Below are 18610 nucleotides of genomic sequence, written 5' to 3'. Positions count from 1 at the left end.
GGCGCCCGCGCTAATTTCAGCGCATGACTTCCACAGTATTGCGCTGCCAGCCAAGCATTATTACCGCCATTCCTCATTTGGCGGGCTAGCTCACGACTGCAGCACCCAACCCGCCCTAGTGGCGGGTTTTTACTTTCTGTCTCCGGGGTTTCGATTCAAACGTCAGGAGACGACCATGCGCCCCAACCCTGCCCAGCAAGTCCTGCTTGAGCTGTACGTGAAAAAGATCCTGGCTGCGCCGGTTTACGACCTGGCGGTGCGCACGCCATTGCAGGACGCACCGGCGTTGTCCGAAGCCTTGGGCAACCGGATTCTGCTCAAGCGCGAAGACTTGCAGCCGACGTTTTCCTTCAAGATCCGCGGCGCCTATAACAAGCTCGTGCAGCTAAGCGACGAGCAAAAGTCACGCGGGGTGATCACGGCTTCGGCCGGCAATCACGCCCAAGGTGTGGCGCTGGCTGCGCGTGAACTGGGCATCTCGGCGACCATCGTCATGCCATCCACCACGCCCGAACTCAAGGTGCTTGGCGTGCGCAGTCGTGGCGGAGAAGCGCTTCTGCACGGTGAGAGTTTCCCCTTTGCACTGGCTCACGCGCTGCAACTGGCGGAGCAGACCGGACGCACTTTCGTGTCACCGTTCGATGACCCGGACGTGATCGCCGGGCAGGGCACCGTGGCCATGGAGATTCTGCGTCAGCATCAAGGCGCACTCGATGCGATCTTCGTTCCCGTAGGTGGTGGCGGCCTGATCGCCGGCATCGCGGCGTACGTCAAATACCTGCGCCCGGAAGTGCGGATCATCGGTGTCGAATCCGAGCACTCGGCTTGCCTGAAAGCAGCAATGCACGCGGGGCAGCGGGTGGTGCTACCCGATGTCGGCACATTCGCCGATGGCGTGGCGGTAGCGCAGATCGGCGAATACGGCTTCGCCGTTTGCCGCTTCTGTGTGGACAAGGTAATCACCGTCAGCAATGACGAGTTGTGCGCCGCGATCAAGAATATCTACGACGATACCCGCTCGATCACCGAGCCCTCCGGCGCACTGGCAGTCGCTGGCATCAAGCAATACGTGGCGCGCAGCGGCGTGCGCGATCAGGTCCTGATCGCTATCGACTCAGGCGCCAATATCAACTTCGACAGCTTGCGGCATGTGGCCGAACGCGCCGCTGTATGCGGCGCCCCGGTTTCGGACTATTCCTGAATGGCCGTTCCGACCTTGTCCGAAGCTGACCAGATGCGATAGCGCACTTCGACGTCTTTCGGTGCGTAGATCACCAACGGTAGTTTGCTGTTGTAGCGCAGCATGAAGCCGTCACCCACAACAGGCACGAACGCGCGTTTTTTCTTGAAACCTTCAGGGCAGCCCATCAGCGTGCTCATCGGGCCAATGACTTTTTCAAGTCGGTAGTAGGAGTAACCCCAGCCTTCGAGATTTTTCTCGTCGAGAACGCCACCCAGACGTTGTCGGTTGCAGTCCACTTCAAGAGTCTTGCCGGCCAGCACTTCGACCTGGAAGTTGTCTTCCTGATCCTGTTTCGGCAGATAAATAACCTGACGGCTAAAACCGGCCTCGGCCTTTGGGTATGGCGCGACGTCTTCGAGTTTTGCCGCGTGGGCGAAGGTGGACAGGCTGGCGATGATCAGCCCGGTGGTCGCATAAACACGTAAAGAACCCATGAAAGCCTCCTTGCGGGCGTAGTGTGGATGGCGAGCATTCTTACCCTCACGGCCGATGAATGCAAACCGCTGAACAATTGCAAATTGCAGGGCTCAAGAGAGGCTTTCTTGCATTTTGCAAATAGCAATATGCTGGCCACATCGCCAAGTGCTTGATTTTTGGAGGGTGAAAACCAACCGATGAAAGGCATGCTTTATGCGTCTATTTGGTGCGGCGCACCGGGTTCGGGCGCCTACACTCCAACAGGTATTTCGCAGTACCGCCTTATGTCGCACCCAAGGAAACAGCGGGGGATACACTCGTGTAGGGGCAGCAGAAGGTCAACGTGAATACTTGATTGGTGGTCTCACAAAAAGGAGAGTGTTAGCCATGTTTCTATCTGCCCTGGAACTTCGCAATATCATTGAAAGCAGTTTTCTGCCGAAACGCTGCCAATGCACGCTGTCGCCGGATTTGTCGATGACGGTAAAAGTGTTTGGCGATCACCGCACCGATCAGGTCGAGTTGTCGGTCAGCGGCATTGATGCCAGCCATCTCAATGGCTGTCGTGAGATCAACGAATTGATTGCAGGGTTGCGCTCGGATCTGAGCAAACAAGCTGAGATCCAGCACTACAGTCCGCGATCCCGAGCTGTTTAACCCAGCGTTTCACTCAGTTCGACCGTCACGCGCCGGGCCTGCAAGAAGCCAAGGCCCAGCGCGAGCTCGACCAGCACCGCCAACAGAATCGCCGGGCCGGCGTGGCCATTCAGCCATTCGCCGAAACCCAGCACAGCCAAGGCAAAACAACCGACCATAAATCCGTTGCTCAGTGCGTTGCGCGCCACTGACGGCGGCGCATTGCGTGCCAGATAAAACATCACTCCGATTGCTGCGAACAGCACCGCACTGCGCCGTGCAACGAAACCTGCTGCGGGACCTGCTGCGGGTGAGGATTCAATGCTCCAGATCGCCAGCAAGCCATCTGGCATCAGGCCCCACACCAGCGCGAGCAGAAAACACAACGAAGAAGTAATGCCTGACAACGTGCGAAACGACAACTGCATGGCCAATCCTTGCGGCAGTTAGGAGGGCCCCGAGCATACCGTCAGGAGCCCGGGTCCGCCTACCGCAAACCGGCAAATCAGAAATTTCTGTCAGTTCTGGAAACTACAGGCGTCAGACAGCTTCCTGTAGGTGATCTCCTCAGGCTTGCCTGCGTTATCGATGTACTTCATGTCAGCGGTAATGACCTTGCAATTCTGCGTCTGCGGCTCGGTCATCGAGATCACTTTGTTCACGTTCAACGGCATCCCGTACTGGTACGGAACCGCTTTCGACGTAGTTGAAGTGTCAGCAGCCTGAGCCAGTCCGGCAAAAGCGGTGCAGGCGAGGGCGGTAGCGAGCAGAATCGGACGAATGTTCATGGTGAGACTCCCGAGCGACGGAAAGAAAGCCCGGCATGGTGCAAGCCGGACCTGCCGCACCTGGCGTCAGAAAGAGTCTGAGGGCGTGCGGTTCAGTAGAGTCTTTGACTACGGCGTTAAGCGATGGTTAAGCCAGCTGAACGCCGGCTGTCTGGGCGGATGGCAAATTTCCGAGAAATACAGGCCGTATTCCTACAAGCACAGATGCCTTATCGACTTTCGCCACCCGGTGCGTGGCGACTATTGTTCACCACCGCTGTAGATCAGCGGCCAGGCTTGGCCAGCACAAATCAAAACCGCACATTAATTACAATTCCAGCGTGAGTAATCCGTATGCCGATTCTCAATCCATTACCAAACCGTTATCACCCACTCAACTCCGGCGTCACGGAAAGCGCCCCGCTGGTCATCGACACGGAAGCTGATCCGAAAGATATTCTGGAAGCCGCCGTTCAACGTATCCGCGCTTGCAGTGATTTGCTCGAAACGTTGCATTGTTTGTGCTTCAAGCATGCGGATGTGCAGGATATTCCGCACCTTACCCATGCGCTGTATTTGTTGGCGCAGGATGGCAATGATTTGTTGCAGGTGGCGCAGCAGCGGATGGTGGGGTGGACGGCGCAGGGGTGAAGATTTACTTGTGGTTGGACAGTAATGGGCTGAGAGCGCCCCTGTTTGTGTTTTTTCGATTGCGAACTCCTCCGAGAAGTCCCTGTTCGGGATTCTCTTACTTGTCGGGCCGCGATTCAAACGGACTGTATAAGTCGGGACTCCAACCCAGTCTTACGGTGTTCCCAGGGTCGAACCTAACGTGTAAGTATTGGTCGTTAGGGCCACGCTTTGGGAGCGGAAGATCAATTTCATGATGCTCTTCTACTGCACCTTGCAACTGCTGTTGGCGAGTCATATCCAGGGTCCACTTGATCTTTATAGTGTCTCCCTCGAATCGTGAGCAGCACATGATGCCTCCGCCTCCCTTTGCCATGAGGTTTCCGCCCCAGAAACCATTGGCCCAGAAGCCAAAAATTGGTCTGTCCATGTGGTTTTCAGACGTCAACATCGCGCCCGGGGTACGAAATTGATTATAAAGATAGGCCCCAATCAACGGCATCAGCAAAATAAATATTCCAATGACTAAGTTGCGGCGGCGCCAGTTTCTTTGCCGTTTCATATTCATAGCTTCGGACATTTCGTTATCTTCTTGCCTTGCCATATTGCTTAAACAGTCGAATGGCTTGGTTACATATGCAGGATCGATTTCTGCATTCAACCCAAAATTCGAAGTTAAGTGTTCAGACTGTAGAGGGAATAATCTATACGGCGCCCATAGTGTGGCGTTCGGAAAAATCTCCCTGTATTTACCTGGTTGTTTAAGATTGAGCTCCTTGAGGTGCTGCAGTATCAGTCATAGATTACATCTTTTGCATTTTACTGATGCAAATGTAATGTGCTACATAATTCTAATGTTCGGAAGTTTGCTCAAATATTTAAATGGTTATATGATTTTGTCTTTGCTGGTGCGCATGACTCCAACTAAGTCGATTAGTGAACTAAAGTTAACAAGTGACACAGCTAGGCGCTATGCCTGTTCGTATGAATTAGCGGCCTGGCTTTTCAGGGAAAAATGAAAGCGGTGGGTGAGTGTCTTTCCATTCTTTAGCCACCGCTTTAGAACTTTCAATTTGTTCGGAGGTCATCTTGCTTCCAATCTCGTTGAGAGTGTCTTCGACGAAATCTTGAATTGCGCCGCCTCCATCCAGCTCTTTGAGCAACGAGATCAATGCGTAGCCTTTTATCAAGTCTAAAGGATAGCCAACTTGATTGGGCGTATGCGCGAGGTAAGAACCATAACTGCTGATGGCTTTTTGATCACCTGCTTCAGCTGCTGTTTGAAGCCAATGGCGAACACCTTCAAGGTCGCCTTCCTTATATAAGATTTCAATGTAGTCCATCATTGCTTTCGTATTGCCGCCTTCAGATGCCTCTTTCAACCATTTCCTGACAGCCTCTTCTCTCTTTCCTGGAATAAGGAAAAAGCCCTCGCCTTGTCGATCTCCAATGGCCATCCAATATTGTGCAAGAGGGTAGCCAGCATTCGCAGATTTTTCTAGCCAAGTGCGATCAAAAGTTATTTCATACATTAAATATAGAGATTCAGGATCACCTTCATTTGCCCTTGGCAGAACTAGCCTTTGGGCTGAAGCGATCCATTCTGCTTGGGGTTTTTTATCTGAGGGGCAGTTCCCCATTTTTTTGCAGAGATCGTTTTTTGTGTGACCAAGTTGAATCATCGCATATAAATAGTTTTGGTCTGCTGCCGATTCGTACCAATGTTGTGCTTCTGGAGTCATATAGCGGTTTTTCTTTCGCAGGGCCTCAGCTAGATAATATTGTGATTCTGCTTTGCCCGTGTTCGCTTCTTGTTCTAATCTGGGGATGGCAATATCAAATTTTAACTGATTGTACAAGACGGTGCCTGGAGTTGCTTGGCGCGCGAGCTCCGACGCAACAATAGGTGGGGCGAGGAATGATATTGTTGCTACTAGAAAATATCTGTATACCCTCAATGGTGTTAATATCCTAGTTTGTCAGGAAAAAATGAGAGCGGAGGGTGAGTTGCCTTCCAGTTTTTTGCGAGCTTTTTTGCTTCTGTTATTTGTTCTTTTGACATATTTTTTTCAACTTCTGGCAGTACATCTTTCACATTGTTTATCACGTTCCCACCACCATCAAGCTCCAAAAGATTGTATAGTAAGGCATAGGATGTTACCGGATCTGATACGAATCCATATTTTGGTTCGCCTTCGCCAATATATGAAGCATAACCAAAAACTGCTGATACATAGCCTAACGCCGCAGCGTTCTCATTCCAAATTCTAAAACCCGAAAAATCTGATTTGTTTATTCTGGCTGCTGCTAACCCCATCATGGCAGGAGGATATCCATTCTCTGCAGAAGCCTTCATCCACTTTTCAATTGCATCTAACCTTTTGGATGGCAGTAAAAATATCCCGCCTCCCTCTTGATATTTAGTGGCTAAACGAAACTGCGCCAAAGCGAAATTGCTTTCTGCAGATTTTTCTAGCCAGTCATCGTTCCCTGTTATTTCCCATAACAGGTACATCGATTCAGCGTTTCCTTGGGATGCTTGTTCAATCGCTAGATTTTTAGCTTTTTCCATCCACTCTACGGCCGATAGTTCAGAAGGAGAACAGTTTTTCATAGTTACACACAAATCATCATTTGCTCCTCCGAGTCGAATCATAGAGTAGATGTTGCCTTTTTTTGCGGACTCCTCGTATGCCTTTAGTGCCTCTTGAGTGATATACCTATTATTTTTTCTTATCGATTCTCCCAGATAGTATTGCGCTTCATCATCTCCAGCGTCGGCGGCGATTTTCAAAAACTCAATTGCAGATATGGCTTTGTATTGGTTGTAAAGTTCGATGCCTTTATTTTTGGCTTCTTCTTGATGTTGCGTAAGCGCGGCATTCGCGGTTTGGCAGATTAAGATAAAAAATATGTAATAAAAAAATTTCAATATCTTTGTGGTGTTCAATTTCATCAGCTCTCGGAGCTAAAAACTTAACGGACAGCTTTGGTCAGTAACTACTTCGCCGCCAGTCCTACTGTCTGTTTCTGTTTGCTTTAAGTCGATGGTTGTGTTGGAGGTGCTGATGGTTTTCGTGTTGTTTGCTCCAAGTAATCGGGTGACATGCCTTTCGTTTTATTCAGGCTTGGCATGTCGAACTCCCGAACTCGGAAATACTTAGGTATCGGGGTGGCCGAACTCTGCGGAATTTGTTGAATCATGTATTGATCGTTAACGTAAAACTCCAGCATATCTTCTAGGTCAAAACTAAGACTTTTTGGTACTGGGCTGTACCACTCGTCTAACAAGGCCTTAATAGGCGCTGAGGGGAAACTGGTTTGCAACCTCCATGCTTCGCGGTCAACGTCTTCGAGCCAACCAAGGTCTGCGCGTAACGCGGCCTTGCTTTGCTGTGTTTGTTTTAGGGCTTGATTACGTTTAGCTGCTTGAGCGTCGCTCTCACCGCTCATTCCTAACGCTCGTGCAATTGAGCCTTCTTTACCTAGAATAGGACGCTGTAGCCGCTCTTCTTCGTCATCATAGGCTGTGTGTTGTCCGCGATAGAGTTCCCACAGACCACGCAAACGTTGAATATACAATCGTCGGTGGGCGAGGAAGGCTTCTGCAGTTGGTTTTTGATTTCCTGCTTTACTCATATATCTTTTGCTTGCTTCAATCGCACTGATACCATTGATGTGGTCATTTAATTGAAAGTACTTCGAAACCAACACCGCTTTCTCTGGGAGGATTTCCATGGAAAAAAACGGCACACCTGCTCGGTATGCTGCGTTGTACATTTGATGCAAACTAGCTAAGTGAAGTTCCCGGCTATGTGGCACATCACTTTTTGGTAATCCTCCACCCACGTCAGAGCTAGTACCAGGGATAAGTCTTTCTTCCCAGCGAGGAGTTGATAACCCAGTACCGATTAGTCGTGACCTTCGAGCGTCTTGACATTCATGTACAGCAATCAAGTGTAAAGCCGATTTCACTGGGCCTGGAAGACACTCTCCATCGTCAACTTTATTCACAAAAGGCACTAGATACTCAAGGATGATGGAGTCTTCTGCACTGCGATCGACTGCGTCAAAGAGTCCTACGAATATAATTTCAAGGTTTGCCCCCTTGAATACTGTTGTGGCCGGGTCACACTCTTCGAGTATCTTGTGCGAAAAAGCACGAGCAAGAGTGGCTCCGTAGTCGAACCCAAAAATAGAAACCGAGATCTTTTTCACGGGTGCTGTATTTTGCTCATTTGCTTTCGTGAGCGTATTTTCCATCGCATTGAAAGTGGCTTCCAAGCGAGTATCTACACCAGTTTTAAAAAATGTTGTTGTGATTGGATTGTCACGAGTGAAACCGAAAATATCCAGTGTTGCTGGGGCCGCAGCTTTTATAGCTGAAGTAATAATGTTGCCAATCTTAAGGTTGTTAAGTAAGCTTTCCCACCATTTCTTTCCGGTAAGAACATCTTTAGCCGCATCTAGGTGGCTCTTGGAGATAGTATCTTCGGGGGACTTCATGATGCTGTCTTTGGCTTTGCTTTTGGCACCATCAAGCCCAGATCCGCTCGCTGCGTCTGCACCGCCGAGCGTCGGATCAAATTCGGTAGCCAATCCGGATATATAAAAGCGTTTGCTCTGCACTAGTGATTCAGATGTCTCCGAAAGTTCTGCGTCTGGGTAAGCCATAAAAAGCCGCGCTACATTACTCAGCCGGTCTGCTGGAAGGTCTTCTTTCAGACTTCGGCCAAAACCATCAAAAAAGAACCCAAGGTGCAACGTAGAATCGCAAGGTAATACAGGTGTTTTTGCGTCACCTCTAAAAATGTTGGATTTGGTGCTTATGGCTTCTGCGCGATTGAAGTTTGTAGTGGTACTCATAGGTTACGTCCTTGTTCAAGGCTTGCTTTTTTCTTGGGGGCGCGATTCGAACGGACTATATAAGTCGGGACTCCAACCCAGTCTTACGGTGTTTCCAGGGTCGAATCTGACGTGCAAGTATTGGTCGTTTGGTCCGCGCTTTGGGAGTGGAAGCTCAATTTCATGATGCTCTTCTACTGCGCCTTGCAATTGTTGTTGGCGAGTCATATCTAGGGTCCACTTGATCTTTATAGTCTCTCCCTCGAATCGTGAGCAGCACATGATGCCTCCGCCTCCCTTTGCCATGAGGTTTCCGCCCCAGAAACCATTGGCCCAAAAACTAAAGATCGGCCTATCCATATGATTTTCAGACGTCAACATCGCGCCCGGGGTACGAAATTGATTGTAAAGAAACGACCCAATAAACGGCATCAGCAAAACAAATATTCCGATGACTAAGTTGCGGCGGCGCCAAATGCTTTGCCGTTTCGTGTTCATTATCAAGGTCATTCTTGTAATTTCCTTATCCTGCGATATTTCTTAAACAGTCGAATGATTGCGGATTCAAACTTGGAAAATTGATTTTACGTCCAGCCCGAAAATCATTCCGACAACTCCCGCATCACAACTCCTAGCGGTAGCTTTTCACCAACAGTGCGCTCTTTGGCCTTTTCCCACATCGGCCAATTCGCTGGAAACTCACGATCCATCAATAGCAGGCTGGCAAACAGGCTGACATCTTCTGACTCGGTCAAACCCTGGTCGCGCCCAGCCTCCAGTGCGACTTTGACCTGATTCAATCGATCACCGTGGCAGGTGCTCGTGAACACCTCTGGCGCTTCCTTTTCCAGTTCAGTAGTGAGGCTGTAGGGCAGGGGGTCGATCTCCATGGCCGTCCATAGCTTGGCGTCCAGAAAAATAGGCTGATACTTACCCGGTTGGGCAAGGTTGAGTCCCTTAAAGCACTGCCACTTAGCATCGGCGGAAGGAATCCACCATTCCTCTAGTGGACCAAATAGCCAGGCATGCCATGACAGATCTGCGCGGGCGTAGAGCATCGGCAGCACTTCGGGTGCATAACTGCGGATCATCAGGACTTCGCCCGCTTCATTTTTTGCCAGTAATGCATCACTTAAATGCGCTGCAAGCTTCTCGGCTGGACAGTCGGTACGTATCCAACTCGTCATTGCGGTGCAACCGGTGAAGTACTCGTGGGCGAGAAAGGCCTCTAACGTCATATGGCTGACGTCTACTAGCCAAGGGCCGTAGTTGCGCAATTCGGCGAACTCCGGTTGTAGCATTAATGGTCGTCGGGAGGGGTCGGACTGAAGGAATTGCTGCCGAGCAGGTTCAGATAGCAGGCCTGTTTCAACAATGGCGAATAGTGATTGTGTTTTTTTTTGCGCTTCGATCCAGGCTCTCGCTGCGTCGCTCATCATCAATTAGCCCCTGACTGCAGAGCCAGTTTTTCACGCATGGCCTTCTTCAAACATTCAACACAGATACCTTTCGGCGCTTTCAGCTTTGGCGTTACTGCTAAGGATTCAGCGTCCATCATTTTGTTTACACGGGTTTGCAGCAAGCGACCGGCGTTATCGAGGGCAGCGAGACCTGGAATGAATGGTGCGAGTATCTGAATCCCGGTGCCAACCCCCGGCGCACCCCCGGTATTAACTTTCACCTCGGCCCCGCTGATCGTCACCCCACCGGCATCAACCTTCACAAAACTGCCGCCAGCCTTGGCCGTCAGTTCCATGCCGCCTTCGACGACTACCTTTTCCCCGGCGTAGTAGTGGATCTCGCTCCCGGCTTCAACAAACTGTCCGTTCCCAACTTTCAAATGTCGAGTCACGCCAACCGTCAGGTGATCATCCGCGCGCATTTCACTGACGCGATCCAGGTAAGTGATGCGGTGTTCTTCGACCTTGAATTCGCTCAGGGTGTTGGCTTCGACGGTGTCATGCCGTTCATTACCAACGCGGATTTTCTGGTCGTGCTCGATGTTTTCGTCCCAGTCGCGCTGGGCGTGGATGTAGATCTGCTCTACGCCCTTTTTGTCTTCGATGCGGAATTCGTTGTAGCCCTTGCCGCCCGGGGAACTGAGGGTCTTGAAGGTGCTGCGGGTTTTGTTTGCCGGCAGGTCGTAGGGGACGACGTTTTCCTTGTGGTACAGGCAGCCAGTCACCAGCGGTTGATCGGGATCGCCCTCAAGGAAAGTCACCAAGACTTCCATGCCTACGCGCGGGATGGCAATGCCACCGTAGGCTGCGCCCGCCCAACCGCTGGCGACGCGCATCCAGCAGGTGGTCTGGTCGTTGGACTGACCATCGCGGTCCCAGTGGAATTGCACCTTGATCCGGCCGTACTGGTCGCAGTGGATTTCTTCACCGGGCGGGCCAGTGACGATGGCGGTCTGGCTGCCGAGGACTTTCGGTTTCGGGTGTTCGAGGGCAGGGCGGAAGTGCGCTTCCCACGGGGTCGCGAGAAAGCTGTTGCGGTAGCCCTGGTGGAAATCGCTTTTGTTGTCGGTCACGTCGCTGGTGACGTTTTCACCGAGCACTTGCGGCTGTTTGCCTTCGTGGAGGACTTCCAGCAGCAGCCACAGATCATTCCACTCGGCGCGGGGATGCTCGGCCAGGGTCATGAAGTGGCCGCTGGTCAGCGTTGGTTCGTCACCTTTGCCTTCGACCAGTTTGTAGTCGCTGCGATGGCGCTCAAGGGCGCGGGTCGAGAGCAGTTTGCCGCGCTCGCCCGTGGTGAAACGTCCTGGGTAGTCGTAGTCTTCCAGATCCGGCATGAATGCGGACTTGACCGCGCTTTCGGGCAGGATCTTCGGTTTTTCGAAGTCGTAGTCGCGGCGGCTAACGCGAGTGGTACGGGTTTCCAGGCGCAGATTGAAACGCTTGATCACCGGTTTGTCCGCAGCCATACCGGAGTCTTGCTGGTAGATCACTGGCTTGAGTTTGCGAAACACCGTCTGGTCATCGCCAAACACCAGTTTGTGCCCGCTGCTGCTGTGCTGGAAGTGGAAGTGAATGCCTTCTTCTTCGCACAGACGCTGAATGAAATGCAGGTCGGATTCGTCGTACTGCACGCAGTAATCGCGTTCCGGATACTCGGCGCCAAGCTGGAATTTGTAGGCGTCAGCAAGAATCCCGCGATCCTCCAGCACTTGGGCGATAATCTTTGGCACGGTCAGATGCTGGAAAATCTGCTGATCATGGTTGTGCCGCAGATAGGCCAGTTGCGGCACCAGACTGATGCTGTAGCGGGTCAGGGTCTTGCCGGAATCACCTTGCTCGATGCGGTACACCAGACCATGGATCTTGCCTTCGCCGGTGGCGCCGAACGTCAGGCAGGCTGGTTTGTGCAGCAGCTCTTCGAGTTTCAGGTCGGGGCGGCCGCTGACCAGTTCGAGGTCGAAACGGAAAGGCTGGTTGAGTGCTTCGCGGCCAGTGAAACTGAGCACTTGCAGATCGACGGACGCGCCTTCGATCGTGAGGGTGATGTGAGTTGCATTGGCGTCCAGCATGCCTTAGTTTCCGTCCTTTGGATAAGCAGAGGGGGGATGTTGCAGGATTAGCCTGCACCGTTCAAGGCGCAAATGCCGTAGGAATCGTCCTAAACAAGCCTAGGGGATTCCCTTAGACATAACGTTTGGACCAATAAAACCGGCGTTTTTTGCCTCCGATCAGAAAGCAATTTACCGCGTTGCGATCATCTGTCAGCCGAGAACAATCAGTCAGTTTCAGACTAAAGTCGCCTTTAACCCGTAAAAGCCATCTGCCACCATTGCCGCTTACCCACCTGCATTTCACTTTCTCCTGGCTCTGAATTGATCCGGGGCGGGAGCTATTTTTCTGGCTTATTGCGCTTGTGCGCAAACGCTGCACTGTTGGAGTTTTTCATGCGTCCCCCATTTCCCCTCATCACCCCGCGCCAGTCGTTTGGCTTCGGAGCCTTTGTGCTGTGCGCAGGTTTTACCGCGCAGGTTCAGGCCAGCGGTTTTCTGGAAGACACCACGGCGAAGATCGAGTCGCGCACGGTGTATTTCAACCGCGATTTCCGTGATGGGCACACCAGCAACGAGCAGGGCGCGTCCAAGCGTGAAGAGTCGGCGCAGGGTTTCATTCTCAACCTGCAATCGGGCTACACCGAGGGCACCGTCGGTTTTGGTATCGATGCGCTGGGCATGCTCGGTTTTCAGCTCGATTCCAGCCCTGATCGCAGTAACAGCGGTTTGCTGCCGTCCAGCGGCGACAACCCGCGCGGCTCGAAAGGCCAATACGCGAAAATGGGCCTGACCGCCAAGGTTCGCGTTTCCGACACAGTGTTGAAATACGGTGCGCTGATGTCGGACTTGCCGCTGCTCAAGTACAACGACGGGCGCCTGCTGCCGACCATGTTCAACGGCGCGATGCTGACTTCCAAAGAGGTCAAGGATCTGACTTTCATGGCGGCGCGTCTGGACAAGTACACCGCGCGTGACTCGACTGATTCGCAAGACATTCGCGTGCACTGCAAGAACAAACGTTATGCCTGCAACATCACTGCCGATCATTTCGACATGTACGGCTTCGACTACAAGATCAACGACCGGCTGACCGCGCAGTATCACTACGCTGAGCTGGAAGATATCTATCGGCAGCACTTCATCGGTCTGCTGGGTAATCAGCCGTTGGGCGAAGGTGTGTTGAAGGCTGACCTGCGCGTACTCAAGAGTGCCGACAGCGGTGCGCAACGCGCAGGCTCAATCGATAACCGCGCCTTGAGCGGCATGCTTTCGTATGCGATCACCGGCCATACGTTCAGCGCCGGCTGGCAGCGCATGAACGGCGACAACTCGATGCCGTACCTCGATGGCACCAACCCGTATCTGGTCAACTATGTGCAAGTCAACGACTTCGCCGCTGCCCAGGAGCGTTCGTGGCAGTTGCGTTATGACTATGACTTCAAAGCCATCGGCATCAATGGCCTGAGTTTCCTGACCCGTTACGTCAACGGTGACCACATCAAGGTGTTGGGCAGTGATCAGGAAGGTAAGGAGTGGGAACGCGACAGCGAGCTGAAGTATGTGATTCAGAGCGGTACGTTCAAGGACGTGAGCTTGCGTTTGCGCAACGCGACCTACCGGACGAACTACGAGAAATTCGCCCGGGATGTCGATGAGACCCGGTTGATTGTGAGCTACAACTTTTCAGTGCTGTAGGTTCGAGGCTTTTAGCGTCTGATCGACCGTCATCGCGGGCAAGCCCGCTCCCACAGTTTTCTCTGGTGTTCACAGCGACTGTGTTCACTGGAAAACCTTGTGGGAGCGGGCTTGCCCGCGATGGCGTCCTTGAAGATATTTAGAGCCAGTGCCAGAACCGGCTCCAGAAGCCGCGATTCAAATCATCCTTGCACGCCGCATATTGCTGGCCATACATATTCGAACGCGTCTGCACCTTGCCGGCAGTAGTCATCAGCCACGCCTTGCTGGCGTAGGTTTTCTGCCGGTAGCCGCCCCAGCCTTCGTGGTAGTTGAGGTACTGGCCGTAAGCGTCGTATTTGTAGACACCGTTGATCGAGGTGGTCTTGTCCATGTACCAGCCGACGAAGTCGATGGCGTCATCGAAGTCGCCACGGTCGGCCCAGTTTCGGCCGGTGCTTTTCTGGTAGTCGGACCAGACTTCATCCTTGGCCTGCGCATAACCCTTGGCGGTCGACACCCGGCCCCACGGAATCACCCAAAGCAGATATTTGCGTGGGGTCTTGGCGTCGTAGCGATAGCCGGACTCCTGATACATGATCGCGAAGGGCACCTGAATCGGCACCCCCCATCGCTTTTGCGTTACTTGCGCGGCGTCGTACCAGTCGCTTTTTTCCCGGAAGATCTCGCAGATATTCTCGGGCGAGCGCGGCGGTGATGTGCCGCACCCGGTCAAGAGTGCCGCGAGTACCAGTAGTCCAACTGTCTGCCCTGAGTTCAAAAGCCTTTATCCCGTGGTGCGCAAAAAGGGCGACAGTCTACGCGTTCAGGACAGTTGATGACGATAAGGCAAATCCGGACCGGTCTTGCTGCAAGTCATGGCAGCGGCCTGCACAGCAAACTTGAGCATGGCGTCGATCTGCTCGCGATTGAGTTGCTGCACACCCTCCACCGAATCCAGCCCTTGCTCGGTCAGCCAGGTAATCAGCGCTGCCTGGAAGGTATCGCCGGCACCCACGGTATCGGCAATCTTCACCGAGCATGCCGGCACCGACCATGAACCGTGTGCGCGGCTGAAGACCGTTGCACCCTCGCCGCCACGGGTGAGGAACACCACTTGGCAACGATGCTTCAGCCAGCCTTCGATTACTCGCTGTGGATCCTGCTCGGGATACAGCAGGCTCAAGTCTTCATCGCTGACTTTGATCAAGTCCGCCAGTTCTACCAGCGTGGCGATTCGCGAACGCCACAGGTCGATATTCGGCTCAGGATTGAGGCGCACGTTAGGGTCGAGGGTGATCAAACGCTTGCCGCTTTCACGCTGCACCAGTGTCAGCAGTGCATCGGCAATCGGCTGCACCACCAGCGAAAACGAGCCGATGTGCAAGCCACGAACCTCCGGCCCCAACGATGGCATGTGCGCCACGCTCAATTGCCGATCCGCGCAGCCCTCGCCACGAAAGCTGTAGTGCGGCGAGCCATTGGCACCGACCGCGACCATTGCCAATGTGGTCGGCGCGGCGAAATCCACCAGATAGTCAGGCCTTACGCCTTCGTCTTGCAGCACTTGCTGCAAACGTCGGCCGAGGTAGTCGGTCGACAGCCCGGCGAACAGCGCCGAGTCCACACCCAAACGGCGCAATCCCACCGCAACGTTGAACGGCGAGCCGCCGGCAATCGCCTTGAAATTCACTTTCGACGCCAGACCGCTGGCATCGTCTTCGCTGAAGAAATCAAACAGGGCTTCGCCACACACCAGGTACATAGTTGTTTGCTCTTTATAAGGTTGCGACATGCTGTTGATAGCGTTCATAAGCCTGCTGAAACGCCGCGACATTGGCGGCGACCGGCAGGGTTTCACTTTGCAGATCGAGTTTGACGCAGCGCTGGCACAGATCCGCCAGCGTGTCCTCGTGACCGTTCGACCATGACTTGCACCAAGCGGCCTGAATCGCCGCCCCAAGGGCGGCGGCTTCGCTTTGTTCGGTGCAGATCACCGGGGTGTTCATGATGTCGGCAACGATCTGTCGCCACACCGCGCTTTTCGAGCCGCCGCCAATCAGACAAATACTGCGGCTTTGTAAACCATTGTGGCGCAACAGATCCAGTCCGTAACGCAAACCGAAAGTAGTACCTTCGACCACCGCGCGGCACAGATTGGCCTGGGTCAGGTTGTCGATGGTCAAACCGTGCAGGCTCCCGGTGGCGTGGGGCAGGGCGGGGACGCGTTCGCCGTTGAGGAACGGCAGCATACTCACGCCCTCGGCGCCGATGGGGGCTTGGGCTACTAGATCGTTGAACTGCTGCAAGTCGAGCTTGAACAAATCACGAATCGCGCCGGTCGCATTGGTCAGGTTCATGGTGCAGATCAGCGGCAGCCAGCCGCCGCTGGAGGAGCAGAACGTCGCGACCGAAGCATCCGGGCTGACTTTCGGCGCATCGGAATAAGCGTAAACCGTGCCGGAGGAACCGAGGCTCATGGTGATCGCGCCGGGCTGAATATTGCCGGTGCCGATGGCGCCCATCATGTTGTCGCCGCCGCCACTGGAGACGATGGCGTCGGGGTTGAGGCCAAGTTGTTCGGCAATCGACGGCAAAATCGTGCCGACCGCTTGATGCGCGTCGATCAGTTCCGGCAGCGCCGCTTGCAGACGTCCGCTGGCGTCGATGTCGCGTAGCAGTTGCAAGTCCCACTGGCGGCTGCGCACGTTGAAATAGCCGGTGCCGGAGGCGTCGCCGTACTCGCTGCAGGCGCGACCGGTCAGCCAGAAATTCAGATAATCGTGGGGCAGCAGAACGCGTGCGATGCGCGAGAACACGGCGGGATGTTGTTCTTTGGTCCACAGCAGTTTCGAAACGGTGTAGCCGGGTGCGATGACTACTCCGAGGCGTTCCAACGAGCCTTTCTCACCGCCCAGATAAGTGAGCAGACGGTCGTTTTCAGCCGCGGTTTCGGTGTCGCACCAGAGTTTGGCCGGGCGTAGTACCTGGCCTTGGTCGTCGAGCAGAACCAGACCGTGTTGCTGGCCCGATACGCCGATGCCGAGGATGTCCTTTCCATCGACCTGTGCCGCGAGCAGGGCGCGACGGGTAGCGAGCGCGAAGGCGTCCAGCCATTGCTGAGTGTCTTGTTCGCGACGGCCATTGGCGCCGCTGATCATCGTGTGCGTGGCGGCGCCTTGCCCGAGGACTTGACCGCTGCTGGCGTCGAGGATGATCGCTTTAGTGCCTTGGGTGCCACAGTCGATGCCGAGGAAGAGTTGTCGGATTGTCATAGGTGATCCTAAGGGTGTCAGCTCAGTTCTAGTGAAGCCTTTCGCGAGCAAGCTCGCTCCCACAGGAGTTGCGCTGTACCTGTGGGAGCGAGCTTGCTCGCGAAGACGCCGGTAGTGTCACCGCCGAACTTAGCTCAGCATCCGCTCCAGCGTCCGCGTCACACCCTCTTCACGCAAGCTGTTACAGCACCACTCGAACGCCGCAACAAACTCCGCCGATTGCGGAATCGCCGTGCCGAAAATCTCCTCGACCGCCAGCAACCGCTGAGTGATCAACGCATCATCCGCCACCAGCGCCTGACAAAACGCCGCCCGCGGATCAGGAATCGAATAGGCATCGCCATTCTCGTCGACACCCTTCAAATACAGCGCCCAGGCCGCCACCACCAGTGCCGCTCGCTTGGTCTCGCGGCCATCGGCGATCAACCGATTGAGAGTCGGGATGGTGAACTTGGGAAACTTCGACGAACCATCGGAACACACTCGCTCCAGTTGATCGGCAATCGCCTGATTGGAGAAACGCGCTACCAGCGTGTTCTTGTACTCAGTCAGATCAATACCCGGCACCGGCGCCAGTTGCGGGGTGACGTCGAGGTCCATGTAAGCGCGCATGTAGCGCACAAACAGCGGGTCGTTCATGGTTTCGTGAACGAAGCGGTAGCCCTTCAAAAACCCCAGATAAGTTAGCGCCAGATGGCTGCCGTTGAGCAGTTTGATTTTCATCTCTTCATACGGCGAGACGTCGTCGGTGAACTGCACGCCAACCTTTTCCCAGGCCGGGCGACCGTTGACGAATTTGTCTTCCAGCACCCATTGCACGAAAGGCTCGCAAACCACCGGCCAGGCATCGTCGACTCCGTGCTGATCGGCCAGTTGCAGGCGATGCGCGGTGCTGGTCATCGGCGTGATGCGGTCGACCATGGCGTTAGGGAAGCTGACGTTTTGCTCGATCCAGTCGCGTAGCCCAGCGTCGCGCAAAGTGGCGAATGCGAGCAGTGCTTTACGAGTCACCGCGCCGTTGTGCGGCAGGTTATCGCAAGACATCAAAGTGAACGCCGGAGTGCCTGCGCCGCGACGTTTCTCCAGCGCAGCGCAGAGAAAACCGAACACGGTTTTCGGTGCCTGCGGATGCGCCAGATCGTGCTGGATCTGCGGCAGATGCGCCATGAATTCGCCGTTGCTGTCGTCGATGCAATAACCACCCTCGGTGATGGTCAGCGAGACAATGCGGATCTGCGGATCGGCGAGTTTGTCGATCAACGCTTGCGCGCCATCCTCGGCCAGCAGCATGTCGCGGATTGCGCCGATAACGCGAACTTCGGTGTCATCGCTGTCGCCGAGTTCGAACAGGGTGAACAGGTAATCCTGCTCCTTGAGATCGTCGCGGGCGCGGCGGTCTTCGGCGCGCAAGCCGACGCCGCAGATTGCCCAGTCCAGCGCTTCGCCAGTGTTCATCAAGGCATCGGTGTAATACGCCTGATGCGCACGGTGAAAGCCACCGACGCCGATATGCGCAATGCCCTGACGGGTTTCGTCAAGGCTGTAGGCCGGCAGTTTCACCTCAGGCGCGAGGCGGTTAAGGTTTTGTTTGTTGAGCTTCATCAGAGAG

The 18610-nt window shown here is 54.1% G+C and carries 17 protein-coding genes and 1 pseudogene; 4 read left to right on the top strand and 14 right to left on the bottom strand.

Features of this window, described 5'->3' with window-relative positions:
- Positions 1 to 175: 175 nt before the first annotated feature.
- Positions 176 to 1165: pseudogene (gene ilvA, locus ACTWLJ_RS22335) on the top strand (threonine ammonia-lyase, biosynthetic); the annotation flags it as partial.
- A 26-nt stretch (positions 1166 to 1191) separates the two neighbouring features.
- Here the strand turns inward: ilvA and eco are convergent.
- Complete coding sequence (eco, locus tag ACTWLJ_RS22330) at positions 1192 to 1677, bottom strand: serine protease inhibitor ecotin (RefSeq protein ID WP_445178477.1); 486 nt, start codon at positions 1675 to 1677, stop codon at positions 1192 to 1194.
- A 370-nt stretch (positions 1678 to 2047) separates the two neighbouring features.
- On the opposite strand from eco, the gene ACTWLJ_RS22325 reads away from it, so the two are divergent.
- Positions 2048 to 2317 (top strand): DUF1652 domain-containing protein, encoded by a 270-nt coding sequence (locus ACTWLJ_RS22325; protein WP_445181400.1) that lies wholly within the window; start codon positions 2048 to 2050, stop codon positions 2315 to 2317.
- Here ACTWLJ_RS22325 and ACTWLJ_RS22320 read toward each other — a convergent pair.
- Together ACTWLJ_RS22320 and ACTWLJ_RS22315 are read right to left on the bottom strand one after the other, a co-directional pair.
- Entirely contained in the window at positions 2314 to 2724 is a 411-nt protein-coding gene (locus ACTWLJ_RS22320; protein WP_445178476.1) for a hypothetical protein, read from the bottom strand. The two genes, ACTWLJ_RS22325 and ACTWLJ_RS22320, sit on opposite strands and share 4 nt — an antisense overlap.
- 90 nt (positions 2725 to 2814) lie before the next feature.
- Entirely contained in the window at positions 2815 to 3084 is a 270-nt protein-coding gene (locus ACTWLJ_RS22315; RefSeq protein ID WP_445178475.1) for a DUF2790 domain-containing protein, read from the bottom strand.
- Between the two features lie 333 nt (positions 3085 to 3417).
- On the opposite strand from ACTWLJ_RS22315, the gene ACTWLJ_RS22310 reads away from it, so the two are divergent.
- Positions 3418 to 3714 (top strand): hypothetical protein, encoded by a 297-nt coding sequence (locus ACTWLJ_RS22310; RefSeq protein WP_445178474.1) that lies wholly within the window; start codon positions 3418 to 3420, stop codon positions 3712 to 3714.
- A 97-nt stretch (positions 3715 to 3811) separates the two neighbouring features.
- Here ACTWLJ_RS22310 and ACTWLJ_RS22305 read toward each other — a convergent pair whose 3' ends face one another.
- The 7 genes from ACTWLJ_RS22305 to ACTWLJ_RS22275 form a co-directional block, all read right to left on the bottom strand.
- The gene (locus ACTWLJ_RS22305) at positions 3812 to 4354 is read right to left on the bottom strand and encodes a hypothetical protein (protein ID WP_445178473.1); all 543 of its coding nucleotides are present in this window, start codon (positions 4352 to 4354) and stop codon (positions 3812 to 3814) included.
- A gap of 328 nt (positions 4355 to 4682) precedes the next feature.
- Positions 4683 to 5552, bottom strand: coding sequence for a tetratricopeptide repeat protein (locus ACTWLJ_RS22300; RefSeq protein ID WP_445178472.1), 870 nt, complete (start codon positions 5550 to 5552; stop codon positions 4683 to 4685).
- A 104-nt stretch (positions 5553 to 5656) separates the two neighbouring features.
- Positions 5657 to 6649: a tetratricopeptide repeat protein gene (locus tag ACTWLJ_RS22295; protein WP_445178471.1), complete on the bottom strand. Its 993-nt coding sequence runs from the start codon at positions 6647 to 6649 to the stop codon at positions 5657 to 5659.
- Between the two features lie 83 nt (positions 6650 to 6732).
- Positions 6733 to 8559, bottom strand: a complete 1827-nt coding sequence (locus tag ACTWLJ_RS22290) for a hypothetical protein (RefSeq protein ID WP_445178470.1) — start codon at positions 8557 to 8559, stop codon at positions 6733 to 6735.
- A 15-nt stretch (positions 8560 to 8574) separates the two neighbouring features.
- Positions 8575 to 9048, bottom strand: a complete 474-nt coding sequence (locus tag ACTWLJ_RS22285; protein WP_445178469.1) for a DUF3304 domain-containing protein — start codon at positions 9046 to 9048, stop codon at positions 8575 to 8577.
- A gap of 92 nt (positions 9049 to 9140) precedes the next feature.
- Positions 9141 to 9977, bottom strand: a complete 837-nt coding sequence (locus ACTWLJ_RS22280; RefSeq protein WP_445178468.1) for a DUF4123 domain-containing protein — start codon at positions 9975 to 9977, stop codon at positions 9141 to 9143.
- Positions 9977 to 12070: a type VI secretion system Vgr family protein gene (locus tag ACTWLJ_RS22275; protein ID WP_445178467.1), complete on the bottom strand. Its 2094-nt coding sequence runs from the start codon at positions 12068 to 12070 to the stop codon at positions 9977 to 9979. Before ACTWLJ_RS22275 ends, ACTWLJ_RS22280 begins: the two co-directional genes overlap by 1 nt.
- A gap of 375 nt (positions 12071 to 12445) precedes the next feature.
- On the opposite strand from ACTWLJ_RS22275, the gene ACTWLJ_RS22270 reads away from it, so the two are divergent.
- The gene (locus ACTWLJ_RS22270; protein ID WP_445178466.1) at positions 12446 to 13747 is read left to right on the top strand and encodes an OprD family porin; all 1302 of its coding nucleotides are present in this window, start codon (positions 12446 to 12448) and stop codon (positions 13745 to 13747) included.
- Positions 13748 to 13886: 139 nt separating this feature from the next.
- Here the strand turns inward: ACTWLJ_RS22270 and ACTWLJ_RS22265 are convergent, their stop codons facing one another.
- From ACTWLJ_RS22265 to ACTWLJ_RS22250, 4 genes are all read right to left on the bottom strand, one after another.
- Positions 13887 to 14507: a transglycosylase SLT domain-containing protein gene (locus ACTWLJ_RS22265; RefSeq protein ID WP_401208562.1), complete on the bottom strand. Its 621-nt coding sequence runs from the start codon at positions 14505 to 14507 to the stop codon at positions 13887 to 13889.
- Between the two features lie 45 nt (positions 14508 to 14552).
- A complete protein-coding gene (locus tag ACTWLJ_RS22260) occupies positions 14553 to 15491 on the bottom strand; it encodes a carbohydrate kinase family protein (RefSeq protein ID WP_445178465.1) in 939 nt (312 codons plus the stop codon).
- Positions 15492 to 15504: 13 nt separating this feature from the next.
- Positions 15505 to 17001: a xylulokinase gene (gene xylB / locus ACTWLJ_RS22255; RefSeq protein ID WP_445178464.1), complete on the bottom strand. Its 1497-nt coding sequence runs from the start codon at positions 16999 to 17001 to the stop codon at positions 15505 to 15507.
- A gap of 129 nt (positions 17002 to 17130) precedes the next feature.
- Positions 17131 to 18603 (bottom strand): mannitol dehydrogenase family protein, encoded by a 1473-nt coding sequence (locus ACTWLJ_RS22250; RefSeq protein ID WP_445178463.1) that lies wholly within the window; start codon positions 18601 to 18603, stop codon positions 17131 to 17133.
- Positions 18604 to 18610 lie beyond the last annotated feature (7 nt).

The sequence above is a fragment of the Pseudomonas sp. McL0111 genome (genome assembly GCF_052567255.1).
Note: the sequence above shows the minus strand (reverse complement) of the source record. Positions and strands in the feature narration are given on the sequence as shown.

Excerpts from the sequence above, each read along its gene's own strand:
- ACTWLJ_RS22295 (WP_445178471.1), bottom strand. The coding sequence starts at position 6,649 with ATGAAATTGAACACCACAAAGATATTGAAATTTTTTTATTACATATTT.
- ACTWLJ_RS22290 (WP_445178470.1), bottom strand. The coding sequence starts at position 8,559 with ATGAGTACCACTACAAACTTCAATCGCGCAGAAGCCATAAGCACCAAA.
- ACTWLJ_RS22250 (WP_445178463.1), bottom strand. The coding sequence starts at position 18,603 with ATGAAGCTCAACAAACAAAACCTTAACCGCCTCGCGCCTGAGGTGAAA.
- ACTWLJ_RS22260 (WP_445178465.1), bottom strand. The coding sequence starts at position 15,491 with ATGTACCTGGTGTGTGGCGAAGCCCTGTTTGATTTCTTCAGCGAAGAC.
- ACTWLJ_RS22315 (WP_445178475.1), bottom strand. The coding sequence starts at position 3,084 with ATGAACATTCGTCCGATTCTGCTCGCTACCGCCCTCGCCTGCACCGCT.
- ACTWLJ_RS22270 (WP_445178466.1), top strand. The coding sequence starts at position 12,446 with ATGCGTCCCCCATTTCCCCTCATCACCCCGCGCCAGTCGTTTGGCTTC.
- ACTWLJ_RS22320 (WP_445178476.1), bottom strand. The coding sequence starts at position 2,724 with ATGCAGTTGTCGTTTCGCACGTTGTCAGGCATTACTTCTTCGTTGTGT.
- eco (WP_445178477.1), bottom strand. The coding sequence starts at position 1,677 with ATGGGTTCTTTACGTGTTTATGCGACCACCGGGCTGATCATCGCCAGC.
- ACTWLJ_RS22310 (WP_445178474.1), top strand. The coding sequence starts at position 3,418 with ATGCCGATTCTCAATCCATTACCAAACCGTTATCACCCACTCAACTCC.
- ACTWLJ_RS22280 (WP_445178468.1), bottom strand. The coding sequence starts at position 9,977 with ATGATGAGCGACGCAGCGAGAGCCTGGATCGAAGCGCAAAAAAAAACA.
- ACTWLJ_RS22275 (WP_445178467.1), bottom strand. The coding sequence starts at position 12,070 with ATGCTGGACGCCAATGCAACTCACATCACCCTCACGATCGAAGGCGCG.
- ACTWLJ_RS22325 (WP_445181400.1), top strand. The coding sequence starts at position 2,048 with ATGTTTCTATCTGCCCTGGAACTTCGCAATATCATTGAAAGCAGTTTT.
- xylB (WP_445178464.1), bottom strand. The coding sequence starts at position 17,001 with ATGACAATCCGACAACTCTTCCTCGGCATCGACTGTGGCACCCAAGGC.
- ACTWLJ_RS22285 (WP_445178469.1), bottom strand. The coding sequence starts at position 9,048 with ATGACCTTGATAATGAACACGAAACGGCAAAGCATTTGGCGCCGCCGC.